Consider the following 16,671-nt stretch of genomic DNA (forward strand, 5'->3'; position numbering starts at 1 on the left):
ATATAATTTAAAAAGTCATACGATGAAAGGTTTAACCTTATCATGTATGACTTTTTTGTTTTTAGCTAAATACTTATTGAAGTAGTCTAGTAGATAATTCCTACGCTGACTCCAAGTGTGTATTTGTTGTATGTTGTATTATCATATTTCTTAGTCTTCAGATAATCACCATATATTTTGACAAACCAATTTGATGTAGTTCCCTTAATTGTTATAGGGTGCTCATAACTCAATTCTCCATGTACGAAACCATAGTCTACGGCATAATATTTCATATCAGGTAACAGAACACCTTGTGCGTATTCATTTGTATTGTCAGCCAGTTTGATACTGTTACGTGTGGAGAAACTATATCCTGCACTGAGGGCATATCCAAATCCTGTGTTGCATAAGTTCATACCTTCCTCAAATGCGATGTTTAAGCGTCCGTATTTTAATTCTGAAGTATTAAGAAGATACTTATTGCTTACATCATTATAGTTGGCTATGAATCCCATGTAAGCAAATATTCTGTCTTTATAAGGAATGTTCATTCTGTAATGTGCATCAAGATTTAGAACTCTTATCTGATACCGCTTATTAAATTTAATCTGGGTATCATATCTATATGAATTGAAACCTGTTAGGGAGTCTGTATTGATAATAAGTTTCTGTCTGTATTCATCAGCAAATCCCTCTTCGTAAGTTGCTTTAAAGTCTATCTGATGAATTAATTTTCCAATTGTCAGTCTATTTTGTGACTGTAATCCATATATGTAATTGTAATAGTGACCAGGGCTATACTTGTATACGCCCAGCACACTTTCACTTCCACGCTGGATGCTTATACTGTTTAGTGAATTTAAAACATAACCTTTATATCCATAAGATAATTCTGTACCAAAGTTATGGTTTACCCATTCACGGCTGAAACCTCCGTAACCACCGATTGTTCCATTCGCATTCTCAAGTCCGCTCATCAAATAATACTTCAATGTAGCGTCAGTCTGCACGGTTGTTACATTCTGTATTTTCTCTTTGCGTCGGTTATACCATGCAGCAAGTCCTATACTGCTGTTGCCGAAGTTATATATTGCAGACGGAGTGAGTTTATATTCAAGAAGTTCTGATCTTGATCTTGGATCACGCAGACGACTTAAATCACCTAGGTTGTAATCAAGGCGTGCACCAAAGTTCCATTTCCCTAATCTGGTTGTACCAATAGCCGCAGTAAGATTTATATTCTGGAAATCGTAGTTTCCATATACTGACGAACCGCTGAAATAAGGGTCGCTATTGTATGGGCGAACAACGTCAGCCCAAGCACGATCTTTCGTTTTACCGTTGTTGAAATCAAACTTACCATATCCATAAAGGATTTTGGAAATCTTTTGATATCTTTCAGTAAAGAACTTTAGATTATGACTTGACGTACCTTCCTGAACACGGCGATAGTCACCACCGTTATATGAATAATCAAAGTTGGCTATTCCGTGGTTGGCAGTCATGTCTATACCTAGTCCTGCAGCATTGTCTGTATTGTGCCAAAGAGCTTTGGTATCAAGATACATGTATTTGCCACGGCTCATAAGGCTGTCTTGTGCAAAGACTGGATTTACAGCCAATGATATTATTAATAAAATATACTTATTCATCATATTCGCGAATCTTGATAGTTGTAGAAGTTTGGAAATCATTAATAGAGTTGTTGCCGTCCTGAAGAATCTTATGCCCGTCAGTTCCGCGACGTGTAGACGTCTTTCTATAAATCACCTCTCCATTATATCCATTTATAGAATTAATATTTATATATCCGCCGTCAGTATCTCCTGACATGTGCTTTGTAGCAATGTCTATACCTGTAGCACTATATTTAAGGATATCAACTCCATCAATGACATATTTCTTTGGGACAATACTATATAGCGTTCCACTTGTCTTTCCGTAGGCGTATGTTGTTTTGAAAGAAGCTACATTTTCTTTTGTGCGGAAGATTATAATACCGTTAGGACCACCATTTAATATATTCATTTTTGAAATACCGCTGAAAGAGGAGAATATAAGGTCCAAAGCGGGTGTGGCAGAATTGTTCACGGTTTTACCTGTAACATCTTTAGCTTCATAATCAGCCGTAAGAAGATTAAATTCATGTACTCCGTTAACAGTGTGATCAATAGCACTGTTAGTTAATATTATAGTTCCACCAGGGGCAATCATATGAGAAGATTTTGTAGGAATGCGGAATATCTGTTTGCATAACACTACGGAATCTTTGTAAACATCTTTGAGATTGGCAAGAGAATAGGCTGGCGTAGAATTAGTTTCTATAAGACCAAGATATAATCCTGATACGTCAATTTCACTGTTTGTCTGATTATATATTTCTAAAAATTGACCAGCTGAATAATTCTTGTTGTTATTATCTTTTGAACCGGCATAGTACATCTTACTTATCAGAAGTGATGCACCTGCAACAAGATTAGTATTCAAGTTTATCTTGTCGGCAGACGTTATTAGTTGATTGTTGACATTCCCTGATATTGTTGCGAAATAGCCTTCACTTGCAACTTTACCTGTAGCTGCAGAGTATTCTGCTTGGTCAATATCCCATGATGCAGATATTGTGTAAACGTCTGGAATTATTTGATTAAACTCTGCCACTCCCTTATCGTCAGTTTTCGCAGTTAAAGTGTTGCCTGTGTTTGAGGTTAGCGTTACTGTGTGATCTGATAAGTTTCCACCCACGGTAAATTCTACAGGTGGATTTATTTGAATGTTAGTTGAAATAGCTTTAGCCTCGTCGTTATAGTCAACGCATCCCATCAGGAGTTGTGTGGGAATGAGCATCAATATATATAGCCATATGCTGCCGTTTGACAGAATATTTAAATGGCTCTTGTTATTCTTGTATATTTTGTTCATATCTGTATGACTTTATAATTATAAATTGAAATAAAGCTCCACGCCATAGCTGAAAGTATTGGTGTTGCGCTGTGATAAAGTTGTTGTAGTGCTTGATTTCAGATACGGTTCATAATACATCATGTTGTTTACATATAATGATAAACCGCCAATATTTCCTAATTCTTTAGTTAATCTTCCAGAAAGGTTCCATGTGATAGGACTCTTTGTTGGAACGGCGTCACTAGGGTTTATGTTCAAGTCACTTATTTTTACGATGCTGGTATTACTAGGCATTGAAGAAAAGTATTTGCCAGTCATGTCAAGATAACCGCTTTGCATATCATTTGTGATATCGTGATAGGCAAGGTCTGGTGTGATATATCCTATAGGACTTGTTTTCGCAACAAAGCTCCTGCTGTAATCATACCATATTGCTTGTGCTGTGAAAGACGCTACCATTCGTAGACTTGGAATGTTAGTTACCAGACGCAACGTGTTAATAAATCTGCGATACATGTTGTAGTCAAGACCAGACGGATATACTACTTTAAACGGAGTTGTGTTATAAGAGGAATAACTTGTTGGAAGGTTAACCACAGCCACACTTCTTGAATTCATATCGGTTGACCATGATTTTGTCTCCGAATATGCACCACTGAAGAATATTGATGTATTTATAGGTTTTATTTCACCTAACTCAAAATCAAATTCTATTCCTTTGTTTACAGTAGTGTTCGTATTGCCTACACGTCCGGTAGTCATGAATATCAAATCTTGTCGTGCAGGCGAATCATAATTGATTGTAGTTGCAGCACCTGGAGTGATAACAAGTCCGCTTTGAGCTGTATAAACATTACTTGCGTAAGTGAAATATTCTGTTGCAGAACCAAATCCGTTAGGAGTTTTATCTCTATAGGCAAGTAAACTGAGCTTTCTGTTACCAGGTAACTTTAAGTCAAGTCCAAGTTCTATCTTTGTTGTAGTGGCATTTTTCAAACCTTTGCTGTATTCCACATTATACACTTGTGTATGATAAGCCAATAGTTGAGCAGCAGCATCATTCTGAGGCATATAGTTGGCTGCAACGCGGTCATCATATTTTCTGTCAGGATACAGATAGTCTAGTCCTGGCGTCTTACTATTCAAACCGATACCTCCACGAATATCCAACCATTTTGTAGCTGAGAAAGATAAGTTGATACGAGGAGAGAGAGAGGTTGTTGATACATTAGAAAACGGTTGCTGCGATGTGAAACGTAGTCCGATATTTGCACGAAGGTAATTAATCTTGTTTATATTCCAAGTAAAATTGTCTTCGGCATAAGCTGCTATTTGGTGTAGAGCGGGAATAGAAGAGAATGCTCGTGGACGTCCATTACTGTTTGGTCTGTATGGCAATGAATCGTTCTCATTATAATATCCCCTGCCGCTGTTCCAGTTTAAACTGTAGTCTGCGCCAATTTTAAAACTCTGTCTTGTTTTTCCTGCTTTGAAATAAAACGAATCGTTTATCTTTGCGAAAATGTTTCCAGGTCTGCTTTCAGTGATGCCTGTAGCCAGATAACTCTTTGTCATCCAAGGTACATTGTAGTATCCTGTTTGCATTGCTGTTATTATAGGTAATAACCCAGAACCACTAGAGATGTAACTAGTATTACTATTGTCAATCTTCGTCATGCTTACTCCTAATGTATAAGATAGCGTACGCATGAAAAGTTTGTCTAATGACAGACGACCGTTGTGAGTAAGTCCGAAAGTATAGTTCTTGTTGCTGCTTGATGTGCCGTCGGCAATTGCATCTGGATCTTTACCGTTCCAATCTTTTGTGTACATGAAGCGTAGCTTCGTATCTGTGTGCCATTTTTTGCTAATGTCATAAGCATAACCTATGTTTAGAGAATAACGTCCATAGCTACGTGTCTTCTGGCGTGGGTCGCTCCATGCCTTTGCATAATCAAAATTAAAGTTAAGTATTCCTGCCTTGTTAAGGTTGAATCCTTTGCCTAATGAATAGTTCTGCAGTTCTGGATTAACCTTACCCTTAAACTGCCAAGGCGTTACACCCATCTTGGAATGAACTATAACAAGTCCACTGGTTAGGTCGCCATATTCGGCTGAAGGAATTCCTCTTACAACCTCTACATTATCAATGTTGTCAGCACTTACCTGACGAAGGTCTGTACCCGTGAATGCTGTACTGGAAAAACCACCTTGTGTCATTGCTGCATTGTTTGACATTGGTACACCATCAATAATGATACTTGAACCAAAAGCACTTGTATTATTGTTTGATAATGTACGAAGTTGAAGATTGCTTTGCTGAGTCAAGTCAGTGTTTCCCATTTCCTTTCCAGGAATTAGCTGCATGATATCTGCAAGAGATGTAGCCTGCAAGTGGTCTATCGCCTGTCGCCCGATAACACTTGTCGTTGATGCTATGGATGATTTCTGGCGAGCCGTTACAACAACTTCTTTTAAAGCGAGAGAAGTTGGAGTCATTTGAATGGCTAGACTTAAATTTGACTTTACGTCAATAGTAGTTTGATATTTCTCATAACCAACATATGATATTTCAAGAACATATCTCCCTTGAGGAACATTCTTGAAAGAAGTCTTTCCGTCAACGTCTGTTATTGCGAATGATGAAAGTGGGTTAAGGTTACAGCTTGCCATCATAATAGCCTCATGGCTACCTTTTTCTGCCACTTTCAGGTTGACTGTGAATTTTGTATTGTTATTATTTGACTGCGCCGAAACATTTGTTGCGTACAGTATTAAAGTTAATAACAAGACAATAATTGTTGTAGCTTTTTTCATCTTTACTTAATACTATTAGAAAATGTTATATTACTGAATACTAATCTTTTTGTTATATTTTGCAAATATATTAAAATTTATTAATATCGACAATACCTTATTGTAGGTATTTTTGTACTTAATGCTGTTTTTAACGTTTTGTTTTTGGAAAATTCTCTTTTTATGCTTGATAATGTTACCAAAAAATAGCTAATGTTTTTGTAGGTTTCAAATATTATATTAACTTTGCAAGAAACCATAAGGGAATATTTATGACACAGACAGAAAAGACCAAGATAGAAGAGCATATCGTAGATGTACTAAAAACTGTTTACGATCCGGAGATACCTGTAAATATATGGGACTTGGGTATGATATACAAAATAGAAGTTCAAGACGATGCTAGTGTGGAACTGGATATGACATTTACTGCACCAAATTGTCCTGCTGCTGATTTTATCCTTGAGGATGTTCGTACGAAGGTTGAAAGTGTAGACAGTGTTACTTCTGCTAATGTTAATCTCGTTTTTGAACCTGCTTGGGATCAAAGTATGATGACGGAAGAAGCTCGTGTAGAACTGGGCTTTGAATGATAATAGAAATTTAGATAAAGTGATTATGAGAAAGAATGTTTATTTTCTCTCAGATGCCCATCTTGGATCATTGGCAATAGAGCATCCTCGTATGCAGGAAAGACGCCTTGTTCGGTTTCTTGATAGCATAAAAGATAAAGCTTCTGCTATATATCTATTGGGAGATATGTTTGACTTTTGGGATGAATATCGTTATGTTGTGCCAAAAGGATATACACGTTTCTTGGGTAAATTGAGCGAACTATCAGACAGTGGAGTGGAAATTCATTTCTTTACGGGTAATCATGATCTTTGGACTTATGGATATCTTGAGGAAGAGTGTGGACTGATTGTTCACAAGAAACCCGTTACAACAGAAATATATGGAAAAGTGTTTTTCCTAGCTCATGGCGATGGACTCGGAGATCCTGATAATAAATTCAAGATATTAAGGAAAATTTTTCATAACCGTACGTGCCAGAAGTTGCTTAATTCTTTTCATCCTCGTTGGGGGATGTCTTTGGGATTAAACTGGGCAAAGCATAGTCGCATAAAGCGTATTGATGGCAAAGAGGTTCCTTTTATGGGTGAGGATAAGGAGTATCTTGTACAATTCACTAATGAATATATGACTACTCATAATGATATAGATTATTTTATCTATGGTCATCGACATATAGAATTGGATTTGAATTTGAGCAAGAAAGTTAGAATGCTTATTCTCGGTGACTGGATATGGCAGTTCACTTATGCCGTATTTGACGGTGAGCACATGTTTCTGGAACAATATGTAGAAGGTGAGACCGAGTTTTAAAGCGCGGTTTTATCTTTTTTACAATTTGCCGCTTTCACGATATGAATAATATTTCCCGTCTGTTATTATAACGTGATCAAGGAAATATATACGCATTAATTCGCATGCATTTTTAACTCGTTTAGTCAGTTGGTCATCTGGTCCGCTTGGGAATGGATTGTTACTTGGATGATTGTGACATATAGCAATAACAGTGGCATTGCAGAGTAAAGCCTCTTTCAATATTATTCTAATGTCTACAGCAGTTTCGCTTATTCCTCCATGACTGATACGCATAACCTTTATCAGTTTGTAGTTTTGATTAAGCATGATTGCCCATGCTTCCTCAATATCAAGGTCTTGCATTCTAGGATGCATATAGTCATATATTGCGGATGCTGAACTTATGTTATGGCGTTCTTCTGCTTTTTCTAAAGATCGCCTTTTTCCAAGTTCACATGCTGCTAGAATCGTTATCGCCTTAGCAGGCCCCAATCCATTATATTTCTCTAGCTGCTGAATGCTGAGTTTCCCTAATGTGTTCAGATTGTTGTTGCAATCGTTTAAAACTCGTTTCATTAAGTCGACAGCACTCTCGTTGGTGTTTCCGCTTCCAATCAGAATACCTAATAATTCAGCATTACTGAGTGAGTTGGCGCCAAGTCTTTCTAGTTTTTCTCGTGGGCGATCTTCAAGTGCCCAATTGGTTATAGTTAGTTTTTCCACTTCTTTATTTGTAGAATGTTTTTTTGTATGCGCTGAATTCATCTTTTCCTCTTACGCAACGTTTCCACCATGAATTAATGAAACCGCAACCATAGCCCGTTAGTTGTACGTAAGCGGCGACTATACTCAGCAGTCCCACTTTTATGCTATTATTAACCTTTGTGGAGTCAGCGAAAATTAGTAAGCAATACAGCATTATAGGCAGGGCTGCACATAAAGTCATGATGCAACCTGTTGTTTGCCATTTCCCTTCAACTGAGGTCAGCATCGTAATGATTCCTGTAATACATAATGTAAAAAGGAAAATCATCCCAACAGTGAACACCATTGGTAATAGATGTACAAGTTTCAGTGATTCAGGATATTTCTTATATAGGTTTATACGAGCTATACCGCTGTTGAAAACCTGTCTCCAGAATTTATTGAAGTCTGTGCGTCGTTTGTGCCAAACCCATGCCTCAGGAAATAGTCTACATTTATATCCAGACTTGAAAATGCGTATGCTGAAATCTATATCTTCGCCGAAACGCATATCGCTAAAGCCGTTTAACTTACTGTAAACATCTCGCTTTATTCCCATGTTGAATGAGCGTGGATAAAATTTATCTAGTTTCTTCTTTCCACCGCGTATTCCTCCTGTTGTGAAAAAGCTTGTCATGGAATATGATATAGCTTTTTGCGTGTTGGTAAATGAATCGTGTGCGCGATCGGGACCTCCGAAAGCATCAGTATCATTGCTGTTGATTTCATCGTCAATGGCTTTGATATAGTTTGATGGTAGCACTACGTCACTGTCAAGAATTATTAGATATTCACCATTAGCTCTCTCCGCTCCGTAGTTCCTACTTTGCCCAGGACCACTGTTCTCTTTCATGAAATACTTTAAGTCAAGTTTTTCAGAATACTTGTCGCAAACATCTTTGCATGTAATCTTTGAACCGTCTTCGACAATAACGACTTCAAAGTTTGTCAAAGTCTGTATTGTTAGGCTTTCAAGTTGTTCGTCAACTTCGTTAGGGCGATTGAAAACAGGTATTATTATGGAGTATTTCATAATTTATATATATAGAGTAACCAAGGTGCATAAAAGCAAAAAGGTAAAAAAGTAAACATTTTATGGTAGTATTTTTACTCCCACGTATTTACTTTTTCACCTCTAAGTATTTGATTTTTAATTATTCCTTTACGCGGCTTAAATAACTTCCGTCACGTGTGTCAACCTGAATAAGGTCACCTTCGTTGATGAACAGAGGTACACGAACTTCAACACCAGTTTCAAGAGTTGCAGGCTTTGTTGCGTTTGTTGCAGTATCACCCTTGATTCCTGGCTCGCTGTGAGCAACATGAAGATTAGTCTTTACAGGCATTTCAGCAAGTAGAATCGTGCCATCAGAAGTATCAGTAACAACTTCAACGATGTCGCTTTCTTTCATGAAGTCAACACCAGTAATCTGCTGCTTTCCTACAGGAATTTGCTCAAAAGTCTCTTGGTTCATAAGAATCATTCCGGTAGTGTCTTCATAAAGATATTGATAAGGACGGCGCTCAACGCGAACATCCTCAAGTTTGAAACCAACCTGGAAAGTACGCTCCAGTACGCGACCATCAGCAACATTCTTTAGTTTGGTTATCATAACAGTGTTACCTTTTCCTGGCTTCCTGTGCTGAAAGTCAATACAAGTCCAAATCTTACCGTCCATGCGAATACATGTACCGATCTTAATTTCTTGTGAATTAATCATTATTGTATTTTTAATGTTTATAATTTCTAAAAACGTTTGATGCAGTGTTTATAACTGAATTTCGGCTGCAAAGTTACTATATTTTTATAAAAAAACATCAATTTGCAACTTAAAAATCTCTTAATTCTTTGGTATTTCGAAAATTATGAGTAATTTTGCAACCCAAAAGGTTTAAACTTGACTTTACTAAAGTGTAGATATTATACTTTGAAGTGTTTTTGACTTTTAATTCAGAAGTGGAGGAATTGCATGCGCGGATAGCTCCGACATCATTTACAAGCAATAAAATAACAAAATAAATACGTAAAAAAATGAAAAGAACATTTCAGCCTCACAACCGCCGTCGTGTAAACAAGCACGGTTTCCGCGAGAGAATGGCAACAAAGAATGGTCGTCGTGTATTGGCATCTCGCCGTGCTCGTGGTCGCAAGAAATTAACTGTATCTAGCGAGAACCACGGTAAATAATCCGTTGTTGGTCGCAGATCACGATAAAAAGCAGCAAAGAAAGTAATTTCCTTGCTGCTTTTTGTGTTATAAAGTCTTATATATTTAACTAGCGTTGGAACAGAGTTGCACTTGTAATAATAAATAAAAACTTTGTTATTTATTTTGTTCTTCTCTCAACTTGCATTATCTTTGCATAAGATAAGGCTGTACTCGGCGAAGCATTCAAGTTAATTTGATGTATTTAACTCGCTTGCAATATCTTAGCAATTAAATTAATGTATATAAATGGAGTCATCAGAATTCGTCAAGAAGTTTAAAAGCTGGTATCTGTGGAAGAATCTTCTAGCCATGGCTACTGTTGTTGTTGCGCTTTGCTTGGGTGTAAAGTTCGGACTTGATGTATATACACATCATGGACAGTCTATTCCTATTCCTAATGTTAAGCATAAATTGTTTAGCGATGCAGAACGTATTCTTGATGATGCAGGACTGAAAATTGTAGTCAGTGACACTGGATACGTAAAGAACCTTCCTCCTGATTGTATCCTAGGACAGACTCCTGGACCTGGTGAAAGAGTTAAGGAAGGGCATGTCATATATGTAACTGTTAACTCTCCTCATACTCCAACGATAACTCTTCCTGATGTTATTGATAACAGTTCTCTTAGAGAGGCGATGGCTAAGTTGACTTCTATGGGATTTAAACTTGGTATGCCGCAGTACATATCTGGTGAGAAAGACTGGGTATATGGTATTCTTGTTCGTGGTCATCATGTGATGGCTGGTGATAGAATTTCTGTTGATGATAAACTTATCATCCAGGTTGGTAATGGTAAGAGAGATGCTGCTGATTCTGTTGATTATGTAGACCCGACTAGTTCTGATGTTGATGAGAGTAATGGAGATGTAGATGGATTTGAAGTTGTGCCAGGCTCGGAAACTACGGAACCGGAACATTCCGAATCAAATAAGACAACACCTTAAAGAATAATAAATGATTGAAGATATAAACGAAATTGAAGAATTTGAAACAGATGATCAACAACTCTATGAACATTGGAAGATAGAAGTTGATCCAGGGCAGACTCAGGTACGTATTGATAAGTTTCTTTCAGAAAAGAATCCGTATCAGAGTCGTAATCGAATTCAGCAGGCTGCCGAAGCCGGGTTTATCCGTGTGAACGGAATGCCGGTTAAAAGTAACTATAAAGTACGTCCTAATGACGTGATAACTCTTGTACTTGATCGTCCTAAGCATGATACAAGTATCGTTGCAGAGGATATTCCGCTAGATATCGCTTATGAAGATGACGATGTCATGGTTGTTAATAAAAAGGCTGGCATGGTAGTTCATCCTGGAGCAGGGAATTTCACGGGGACTCTCATAAACGCTATAGCATGGTATTTGAAGGATTTAGAGGGCTTTGATGCAAATGATCCTGAAGTTGGACTTGTTCACCGAATAGATAAGGACACAAGTGGACTTATTTTGGTTGCTAAAACTGCTGCTGCTAAGACCGCTTTGGGCAAACAATTTTTCAACAAGACCACACACCGTAGCTATAATGCACTGGTATGGGGAAATGTTGTCGAAGACGAAGGAAGAATAGAAGGAAATGTTGCTCGTGATCCTAAAAACAGATTGAGAATGAAGGTATTTCCTACCGATAGTGGAATTGGCAAAACTGCTGTAACTCATTATAAAGTTCTCGAACGCTTTGGATATACTACTCTTGTTGAATGTATACTAGAAACAGGACGCACACATCAGATACGTGCTCACATGAAAAATATCGGTCATCCTCTGTTTGCAGATGAGACTTATGGGGGCAATGAAATTCTTCGTGGCCAACGCAGCGGTACATATAAAGCTTTTATTCAGAATTGCTTTAAACTTTGTCCTCGTCAGGCTCTGCATGCCAAGACATTGGGCTTTGTTCACCCCACAACAGGAAAGCAGATGGACTTTGATTCTGAATGGCCTGCTGATTTCAGTAGTCTCATAGAAAAGTGGAGAGGTTACATAAAAGGGACTACACAAGATACTTTTGCAGAATAAAAAATATATAATAAAATGGAAAATTTAAAGAGAAACATAGCCATTGTATGTGGTGGCGATTCATCAGAGCACGACGTATCTCTGCGCTCTGCTCAGGGATTGTACTCTTTCTTCGACAAAGAACGTTACAATATTTATATTGTTGATGTAAAGGGTACGGATTGGCATATAAACTTTGATAACGGCGATACTGCTGAAATAGACAAGAATGATTTCTCGTTTGTTATGGCTGGTAAATCTGTTTATTTTGATTATGCTTATATCACTATTCATGGACAACCTGGAGAAAATGGAGTAATGCAAGGTTATTTTGACCTTATACATCTGCCTTATTCTACAAGTGGAGTTCTTGTTGAAGCGATGACATTTGATAAGTTTGTGCTAAACAACTATCTTCGTGGCTTTGGGGTAAAGGTTGCAAATAGTCTTTTGTTGCGTCGTGGTGAACAGTATGATGAAGCTGAAATTAGCGAGAAAATAGGTATGCCTTGCTTTGTAAAGCCAGCTGCTGATGGTAGTAGCTTTGGAGTCTCAAAGGTAAAGAATGCTGATCAGCTTGCTCCTGCACTTCGAGTTGCTTTTATGCAGAGCGACGAGGTGATGATCGAAGGCTTCTTGGAAGGAATCGAAATTTCTCAGGGCGTATACAAGACTAAGAATAAGTCTGTAGTTCTACCTGCAACAGAAGTCGTTACAAACAATGAATTTTTTGACTACGATGCCAAATATAATGGTCAAGTTCAAGAAATCACTCCTGCACGTCTTAATCCAGAGACAGCAGCTAAAGTTGCTGAAGAGACAAATCGCATCTATGACATTCTTCATGCAAACGGTATCATTCGCATAGATTATATTATATCTAAGGATAAAGAAGGAAACGATGTTGTGAATATGCTTGAAATCAATACTACTCCAGGTATGACAGCAACAAGCTTTATTCCTCAGCAGGTTCGTGCAGCAGGTCTTGAGATAAAGAGCGTGCTTAGCGATATAGTTGAAAATCAATTCTGAAAATATGATTATACCAAAAGAGTTCGATGATATACGCCCTTGGGAGGAAGAAGATCTCCCGATGGCGTATGACAGATTGCTTTCAAATGAACAGTTTAAAAGCGTTTTAGCTTATTTGTATCCAGGTGTTCCATTTGATGTCGTTGCCAAGAAAATGCGCAGTTGCAAAAATGGTCATGAGTTTCAATTGGCTTTTAGTTATGATTTTGTGAAAAACGTTCTCAAGAAGGGTAGTACTGGATGTGAGATGGATTCTCAAAATATTGATAACACAAAGCGCTACACATTTGTAAGCAATCACCGTGACATCGTACTCGACTCTGCTATATTGGATAAGTTGCTTATTGATGCTAAATTCACTACCACATGTGAGATCGCTATTGGTGACAACCTTCTTTCGCTTCCGTGGATAAAAGATGTGGTTAGAGTTAACAAGAGCTTTATTGTTGAACGTGGATTACCTATGCGTCAGATGCTAATGTCAAGTAAACTATTATCTGATTATATGCATTTTGCCATCAATGAGAAGCATGAAAATATATGGATTGCACAGCGTGAAGGTAGGGCTAAGGATAGCAATGATCGTACTCAGGAAGCTCTTCTAAAGATGATGGCTATGGGCGGAAATGGCAGCATTGTAGAACGTCTTAAAAATTTGCATATCGTTCCTCTTGCTATATCTTATGAATATGATCCTTGTGATTTTCTTAAGGCGCGTGAGTTTCAACTGAAACGTGATGTTGAAGGTTGGAAGAAAGAGCCTCAGGATGATATCGTGAGTATGCAGACTGGTATCATAGGATATAAGGGACACGTACATTACCAATGTGCTAAGTGCATAGATGATTTTCTTGATACAATAATGCCTGATGTTCCAAAAACTGATATTTATAGAATTGTTGCTGAACATATTGATAAAGCTATATATAATGGTTATATGCTTTATCCGGGTAACTATGTAGCTCTGGATATTCTTAATGGTTCTGCAGACTTCGCTGGTAAGTTCTATACTCCTGAACAGAAGGCCCAGTTTGAAACTTATATAGCTGATCAGCTCGCAAAGATAGAACTTCCGTCTAAGGACGAAGACTTCCTTCGTGAACGTATGCTTACAATGTATGCTAACCCATTGAGAAATTATTTATCCGCAAGATGAAAAGAAACTTTATTATAATAAGTGTATTAGTAGCGTTTACTCTTTTTGGATGTAAGGAAGATAACTACGATAGCGGAGATGGAAAGTATTCATATCTCAAGGCTGATTTCGTTGAGGCACATACTATTTCTGCAAAAGAGATAAACTATGTGAAAACTGATGACGGTGATTCTTTGGTGCTAAGTCCGCATGTTTCTGCAGACTGGGCTGCGAAGTCTGACTCAGATTATCGTGCGCTGCTATATTATTATAATAATGTAGGCAATAATACAACAAAAGCATACAGTATTTCGCGTGTGCCTGTTGTTGCATATCACTCTCAAAGTGATTTTAAGGAAATACATACCGATCCTGTTAACTTTGAAAGTGCATGGGTCAGTACAAATCGCAAATACCTTAATATAGGCTTTTATGTCAAGACAGGTCAACAGGATGCATCTACTAATTCTCAAACCATCTCAATTATTAATGATGGGGTGGTATCAAAGTCTGATGGCACACATGAACTGTGTCTTCGTATGTATCATGACCAAAACGGTGTTCCTGAATATTATTCTACTAAAGGCTATATAAGTATTCCTATAGCTAATTTGCCAAAAGGCTATATTATACATCTTTCCATAAACACGTATAATGGAATAATTACGAAGGATTTTGAGATTTAATTTTTTTATATCATAATAATCCTACCATTGTTATAGCCTATATAGAACAATAAGCAATGAAACATCTTGTAATATTAATAATAATATGTATTTGCCTTATAGGTTGTACCAATAATGCACATAATGAAGAGTGGAGTAAAATAGATACTTGCATTCATAACTCTGATACAACAGCATTGACGTTATTACGTAAGATAGGTCGTAATAAAGCTGATTTCACAAAAGCTGATAAAATGAGATATGAATTGTTGCTTGCCAGTGCACACAATAAGTTCTTTATCTCGCTGAAATCAGACAGTACCATGACTGATGTCGTTGATTACTATTTGGAGAATGGCAATGCCAATGAGCGTATGAAAGCGACATTTCTTCTAGGATGTGTATATCGTGACATGGGAGATACTCCTCTTGCAATTAAGTATTATGAAGATGCAATAAAGTATGCTGACATATCGAATAAAGACTGCGACTTTTATACCTTGTCAAGAATTTATGGACAGATGGGAGGTATATTTGAAGAACAAGACTCGTATAATATTATGCTTTCTTATTTTAAACTTGCTAGTAAATATGCATTCATAGCAAAAGATACATTAGGAGCTTTGTCATACTATAAAGATAAAGGCATGGCATATTATTTAATGGGGAAGTACGATTCTGTTTTTATAACAAATAAAAATGTACGTGATTTGTATCGTAGATATGGATATAAAGAATTAGCTGTTCTACCTTCTGATATAGAAATTTACATTTATCTTTTAAAAAAACAGTTTGTTAAGGCAAAATACTACATGGATATTTCTCATAAGTATTTTAGCAAAACAAATATAAATACTAATGAAAATGGTATTAATGAATATTATAAAGGGCTCTATTATTTAGGTATTAATAAAATTGACTCTGCAAAATATTTTTTTGAACACGAACTTTATACTTATAATGATTATAATAACAAGCAAGCGGCAGCTAAAGGATTATTCAATTTATATAAAAAAGAGAAGGAAGCTGATTCTATAGTAAAATATAGTGAACTATGGAACAGTGCTGTTGATTCATCTTATGCACATATGTCCACGCGACATTTGCAACAGATGCATGCCATTTTTAATTATAGCATGTATAAGGATCTGGCACAACAGAAAGAGTACCAACTGAAAATTCGAACAGCGCTTATTATTGTTATTATAATAGTGCTATTTTTACTTTTCCTAATCTTTTATATGCGAAATAGACTTCGTTTCAATAAAATAAAAGAACAAAATACAAGTTATGCATTTGATATCCTTACGCTGCGAAATAGAGAACAAGAATTATCACGCACTCTTAAAAAGAAAGATTCACTAAATAATGAGTTTATAGATCGGCTTCACAATGAGATAGAGAGTCTGCAAGAAAAGCTATCATTACAGCAAAGTGATAAGTTGCGTCCTGATCAATGGGGAATGCGTGATGCTTTTTTCAATGCTCCTATTGTGAATTATTTGCATGCACTATCTCAAAAGGGTCAACAAGCTTCATATTCGGATATTAAAAATTTGCGCTTACATTTTGAGAAATATGATAATGCGTTTTTGTCATTTCTTATAACTAAGGGAAGTGTATTAAAAGAGCGTGAGTTTAGCCTTTGCCTTTTGACAAGATTAAGATTCTTACCTTCAGAAATGGCATGTTTATTAGATGTTTCTCCACAAGTTATAACTAATATTCGTGCTAAATTACTGTTATCTCTTTACAACTTAAAAGGTGGAGCACAAAGTTTTGATGAGAAAATTAGAAAATCATAATCAAACTCTGTTTTTGTATATCGCTCATTATCAGT

General features: G+C 36.8%; 15 protein-coding genes. 9 read left to right on the forward strand and 6 right to left on the reverse strand.

What is annotated here, in order from left to right; all coding sequences use genetic code 11:
- Positions 1–86 precede the first annotated feature (86 nt).
- Genes prwr041_RS07255 through prwr041_RS07265 form a run of 3 tightly spaced genes read right to left on the reverse strand, consistent with a single transcriptional unit; the run spans position 87 to position 5,700 of the window.
- A complete protein-coding gene (locus prwr041_RS07255; RefSeq protein ID WP_207153166.1) occupies positions 87–1,637 on the reverse strand; it encodes a DUF6850 family outer membrane beta-barrel protein in 1,551 nt (516 codons plus the stop codon).
- Positions 1,627–2,901 carry a DUF4876 domain-containing protein gene (locus prwr041_RS07260; RefSeq protein WP_207153167.1) on the reverse strand — a complete coding sequence of 425 codons (1,275 nt, stop codon included), beginning with the start codon at positions 2,899–2,901 and terminating at the stop codon, positions 1,627–1,629. The genes prwr041_RS07255 and prwr041_RS07260 overlap by 11 nt, the downstream gene beginning before the upstream one ends.
- A gap of 18 nt (positions 2,902–2,919) precedes the next feature.
- Positions 2,920–5,700: a TonB-dependent receptor gene (locus tag prwr041_RS07265; RefSeq protein WP_207153168.1), complete on the reverse strand. Its 2,781-nt coding sequence runs from the start codon at positions 5,698–5,700 to the stop codon at positions 2,920–2,922.
- Between the two features lie 251 nt (positions 5,701–5,951).
- Between prwr041_RS07265 and prwr041_RS07270 the strand changes: the two genes are divergently transcribed.
- Entirely contained in the window at positions 5,952–6,272 is a 321-nt protein-coding gene (locus prwr041_RS07270; protein WP_207153169.1) for a metal-sulfur cluster assembly factor, read from the forward strand.
- A 25-nt stretch (positions 6,273–6,297) separates the two neighbouring features.
- Positions 6,298–7,065 (forward strand): UDP-2,3-diacylglucosamine diphosphatase, encoded by a 768-nt coding sequence (locus prwr041_RS07275; protein WP_207153170.1) that lies wholly within the window; start codon positions 6,298–6,300, stop codon positions 7,063–7,065.
- A gap of 18 nt (positions 7,066–7,083) precedes the next feature.
- On the opposite strand, the gene radC is transcribed toward prwr041_RS07275, so the two are convergent.
- From radC to efp, 3 genes are all read right to left on the reverse strand, one after another.
- Positions 7,084–7,812 (reverse strand): RadC family protein, encoded by a 729-nt coding sequence (gene radC, locus prwr041_RS07280; protein WP_207153171.1) that lies wholly within the window; start codon positions 7,810–7,812, stop codon positions 7,084–7,086.
- Positions 7,775–8,824 carry a glycosyltransferase gene (locus tag prwr041_RS07285; RefSeq protein ID WP_207153172.1) on the reverse strand — a complete coding sequence of 350 codons (1,050 nt, stop codon included), beginning with the start codon at positions 8,822–8,824 and terminating at the stop codon, positions 7,775–7,777. The genes radC and prwr041_RS07285 overlap by 38 nt, the downstream gene beginning before the upstream one ends.
- 121 nt (positions 8,825–8,945) lie before the next feature.
- Entirely contained in the window at positions 8,946–9,512 is a 567-nt protein-coding gene (gene efp, locus prwr041_RS07290) for an elongation factor P (protein ID WP_207153173.1), read from the reverse strand.
- Positions 9,513–9,823: 311 nt separating this feature from the next.
- Between efp and rpmH the strand changes: the two genes are divergently transcribed.
- The 7 genes from rpmH (at position 9,824) to prwr041_RS07325 (ending at position 16,636) form a co-directional block, all read left to right on the forward strand.
- The gene (rpmH, locus tag prwr041_RS07295; RefSeq protein WP_207153174.1) at positions 9,824–9,979 is read left to right on the forward strand and encodes a 50S ribosomal protein L34; all 156 of its coding nucleotides are present in this window, start codon (positions 9,824–9,826) and stop codon (positions 9,977–9,979) included.
- Between the two features lie 267 nt (positions 9,980–10,246).
- Entirely contained in the window at positions 10,247–10,945 is a 699-nt protein-coding gene (locus prwr041_RS07300) for a PASTA domain-containing protein (RefSeq protein ID WP_207153175.1), read from the forward strand.
- Between the two features lie 10 nt (positions 10,946–10,955).
- Positions 10,956–12,020 (forward strand): RluA family pseudouridine synthase, encoded by a 1,065-nt coding sequence (locus tag prwr041_RS07305; protein ID WP_207153176.1) that lies wholly within the window; start codon positions 10,956–10,958, stop codon positions 12,018–12,020.
- 15 nt (positions 12,021–12,035) lie between these two features.
- Positions 12,036–13,031: a D-alanine--D-alanine ligase gene (locus prwr041_RS07310; RefSeq protein ID WP_207153177.1), complete on the forward strand. Its 996-nt coding sequence runs from the start codon at positions 12,036–12,038 to the stop codon at positions 13,029–13,031.
- Positions 13,032–13,035: 4 nt separating this feature from the next.
- Positions 13,036–14,187 (forward strand): 1-acyl-sn-glycerol-3-phosphate acyltransferase, encoded by a 1,152-nt coding sequence (locus tag prwr041_RS07315; protein ID WP_207153178.1) that lies wholly within the window; start codon positions 13,036–13,038, stop codon positions 14,185–14,187.
- Positions 14,184–14,852, forward strand: coding sequence for a NigD1/NigD2 family lipoprotein (locus tag prwr041_RS07320; protein WP_207153179.1), 669 nt, complete (start codon positions 14,184–14,186; stop codon positions 14,850–14,852). The genes prwr041_RS07315 and prwr041_RS07320 overlap by 4 nt, the downstream gene beginning before the upstream one ends.
- A 56-nt stretch (positions 14,853–14,908) precedes the next feature.
- The gene (locus tag prwr041_RS07325; RefSeq protein WP_207153180.1) at positions 14,909–16,636 is read left to right on the forward strand and encodes a hypothetical protein; all 1,728 of its coding nucleotides are present in this window, start codon (positions 14,909–14,911) and stop codon (positions 16,634–16,636) included.
- The last annotated feature ends 35 nt before the right edge of the window (positions 16,637–16,671 follow it).

The sequence above is a fragment of the Prevotella herbatica genome, assembly GCF_017347605.1.
In the GTDB taxonomy this organism is placed as follows: Bacteria; Bacteroidota; Bacteroidia; order Bacteroidales; family Bacteroidaceae; genus Prevotella; species Prevotella herbatica.